This is a genomic window from Variovorax sp. 20P10.2.4 (assembly GCF_058244205.1).
In genome coordinates, this window is record NZ_JBZAYE010000691.1 from 1 (window position 1) to 3,615 (window position 3,615).

Here is a 3,615-nt window from a genome sequence, read left to right on the forward strand (position 1 = left end):
TTCCACCTGCTGCATGGCCTCGAGCCGGTAGCCGCGGCCGTAGACCGTGCGCAGGCTCAGGCCGCGCGCGGCCTCGAGGCCGAGCTTGTTGCGCAGGCGGTAGATGTGGCTGTCGAGCGTGCGCGAGGGCAGCTCGTCGCTGCTGTAGCCGGCGCTCTCGAGCAGGTGGGCGCGCGACACGATGCCGCCCAGGTGCTGGAACAGCGTGAGCGCGAGGCTGAACTCGCGGTCCGACAGCGCATGGCGTTCGGGCGCCGCCGCCTCGCCCGGTGCCGGATGGATCAGCACGCTGTGCGTGAGGCGCTCGAACTCCCAGCGGCCGAAGCGCTCGCCGGGCGAGCTTTCCACCGGCGCGCGGCGCGCCATCAGGCGCTGCACTCGCGCGCGCAGCTCGAGCGGGCGAAACGGTTTGACGATGTAGTCGTCGGCGCCGAGGCTCAGCGCCTCCACCACGTCCTGCTCGGAGGCGCGCGAACTCAGCATCAGCGTGGGCACCTGGTCGGCCTGCCAGGTGCGCAGCCAGCGCAGCAGCTCGACGCCGGCCAGGCCCGGCACGTTCCAGTCGAGCACCAGCAGGTCGAAGCTTTCGCGCCGCAGCACCTGCTGCAGCGCGAGGCCGTCGGAGAGGGCCGTGCAGCTGACCGTGGTGTCGCCAATTGTTAACAACTGCTCCAGTGTCCGGACCAGGTGTGACAGCTGGTCGGGGTCGTCTTCGAGGATGGCAATGCGCATGGTCCGAGAGGTAGCGAGGCGATTCTGACAGTGAATCCCGACGCGAAATCTGACGAATTCACGCGGGCGAGACGCCACGTCCCATTGTTTGCAATTGCAAGAAAGTAGTAAAGAAATTCACAAATGCGGGCAGAAGCTTTCTGCAAATCTGACCAAACCTCGCGCACCGGTCTCGCCCGGCAGGGCCCCTCGACATCATCCGCCGCCTGTGCAGCGAACAAGCGCTGCCCTCCATCACATCGCCGCCCTTCGGGCCCAGCCAGGGGCCAGGTCGTGCGCATGCGGCCCATCTGATTTTGAGGATCACGAAGAAATGAACAAGACGTACCGGTCGGTCTGGAATGAAGCGCTCGGAGCCTGGGTGGCGGCGTCGGAAACGGTGAAGGCCCGCGGCAAGGGAGGCGGTCGCGTACGCGCGGCTGTGTTGGCCGCGGGCCTGGCGGCGGTGACGGCGCTGGGCGCCGGCGATGCCTGGGCGCAGGCCGGCATCCATGACGGCACCGGGCATGCCAACCCCGATCCGGTGCCCGGCGCGGTGCTCGACATCAACTCCTCGACCCGCGGCGTGATGATGCCGCGCGTGGCGCTGACCGACGCGACCGTCTGGGGCCTGCCCGGCGGCGTGCCGGCCGACGGCATGGTGCTGTTCAACACCACCCCCGGCACGGCCGCCAACGGCCTCACGCAGGGTCTCGTGACCTGGAAGGGCGGGCGCTGGGTGAGCGTCGACGAGACGCCCTACCTGCACGTGAACGCGACCGCCGCCGGCAATTCGACGCTCGCCAATTCGGGCGCGACCGGCGCCAACAGCGTGGCGATCGGGCCCGACGCCAAGGCGAGCGCGGGCGACACGGTGGCCATGGGCAACGGCACCGAGGCACGCAAGCTCGGCGACATCGCCATCGGCCGCGGCGCGCTGGCGAGCGGCGGCAACAACCTCAACAGCCCGACCGAGAACTGGAGCTCGGTGGCGCTGGGCGCCTATGCCGCGGCCACCGAGAGCAACTCGGTCGCCGTCGGCGGTTCGGCCAAGGCCGAGGGACGCGGCACGGCGCTGGGTTCGCGCGCCGAGGCCGGCTACGACACGGTCGCGGTCGGCATGTACGCGGGCATGAGCCGGCCGGCCAAGTCCGATCCCAACGATTTCAGCAATGCCTTCAACACCTTCGTGGGCAGCGGCGCCGGCGTCGCGGGCAGCGGTGCCCGCAACGCCTACGTCGGCAACCAGGCCGGCGCCATCGTCACCGGCGACGAGAACGTCGGCATGGGCTTCGGCGCGGGCGGGCTGACCACCGGCAACCGCAACATCGCGCTCGGCCAGCGCGCGGGCCAGGTCGTGACCGGCGACCAGAACATCCACCAGGGCACGCTCGCGGGGCTGCAGTCCACCGGCAGCAACAACATCGCGCTGGGCACCGGCGCCGGCGCCAACCTGGCGCTGGCCGCGCAGGATCCGAACAGCCCCATTCCCCAGGCCGTGGTGCAGGCGGCGAGCCTGGCGGCGCAGAACGAGTTCATGGGCTTCCTCGCCTCGCGCGGCGTGACGCAGGCCGGCATCGACGACGGCAGCTACACCATCGACGGCGCCGGCAACGTGGTGCAGGCCAGCAGCGGCAACGTGGTGGTGACGGCCGCCGAGCTGCAGGACTCGTTCGTGCGCGCCTCGCAGCGCAACGGCGTGGCCGGCACCAACGCCAGCCGCACCACGGCCATCGGCTACCTCTCGCGCGCCACCGGCGACGACGCGCTGGCCATCGGCTCCTCGGCGGTCGCGGGCGAGAAGGCCGCGGTGGCGATCGGCAGCGGCAGCCAGGCTTCCGGCGTCTCGGCCGTGGCCATCGGCACGGGCGCGCAGGCCAACGGCACGCAGTCGATCAGCATTGGCACGGGCAACGTCGTCAACGGCGACAACAGCGGCGCCATCGGCGATCCGAACACGATCAGCGGCAACAATTCCTATGCGGTCGGCAACCACAACACGATCGCCGCCAGCTCGAGCCATGCGCAGGGCAACAACAACGCGCTGACCGATGCCACGGGCAGCTACCTGTTCGCCAACGGCGAGCAGAACAGCGTCTCGGGCAGCGGCAACTACGGTGCGATCGTCTCGGGCGGGCTCAATGCGATCGCGGGCAACACCAATGAATACAACCAGCTGATCGGCTACCAGAACGAGCTCAGCGGCAACGACAACCAGAGCACGAGCCAGATCGGCCGGAACAACAGCATCACGGGCGACGGCAACCGGCTGGTGAGCGTGATCGGCAACCAGAACGCGCTGACGGGCAAGAACGACAACACCAGCGTCCTCGGCACGGTCAACACGCTGGACGGCACCTCGCTGACCAGCGTGATCGGCGCCAACAACAAGGTCGGCGCGACCTCGGCCACCAGCGTGATCGGCAAGGGCCTCAGCGTGACCGGCGGCGAGAAGAACTTCGTCGGCGGCGTGGACACCACGCTCAACGGCCTGAGCTCCAGCGTGGTGCTGGCCGATGGCGGCCAGGTCGCGGACAACGCCAGCGGCGTGGTGCTGCTCGGCAAGGGTGCGCAGGCCGGTGCCAGCGACACCGTGGCGGTGGGCACGGGCGCCACGGCTGCCTACGCGAACACCGTGGCCCTGGGCGCCAACAGCACCACCTCGAAGGACCTGGTGACGCTCAACGCCAACGCGGCCTACGTGCCACCGGGAGCGGCTTCGGTGGCCGGCGCGGTGCCGGTGGGCGAGGTCTCGGTGGGCAGCGCGGGTGCCGAGCGCCGCGTGACCAACGTCGCGGCCGGCGCGGTCGACACCGACGCGGTGAACGTGAGCCAGCTCAAGGCGGCGGGCACGCACTACTACAGCGTGAACGACAACGGCGTGACGGGCGGCAACCACGGCAA

At 70.0% G+C, this 3,615-nt stretch carries 2 protein-coding genes; one reads left to right on the plus strand and one right to left on the minus strand.

The genetic code is table 11. The annotated features are described in order from the left end of the window. Nucleotides 1–732 (minus strand): response regulator transcription factor (locus AC27VN_RS35740; RefSeq protein ID WP_490879686.1); only part of this gene is annotated, 732 nt, incomplete at its 3' end. A gap of 313 nt (nt 733–1,045) precedes the next feature. Between AC27VN_RS35740 and AC27VN_RS35745 the strand changes: the two genes are divergently transcribed. Continuing rightward, on the plus strand, nt 1,046–3,615 hold a 2,570-nt coding region (locus AC27VN_RS35745; RefSeq protein ID WP_490879687.1), incomplete at its 3' end, for an ESPR-type extended signal peptide-containing protein.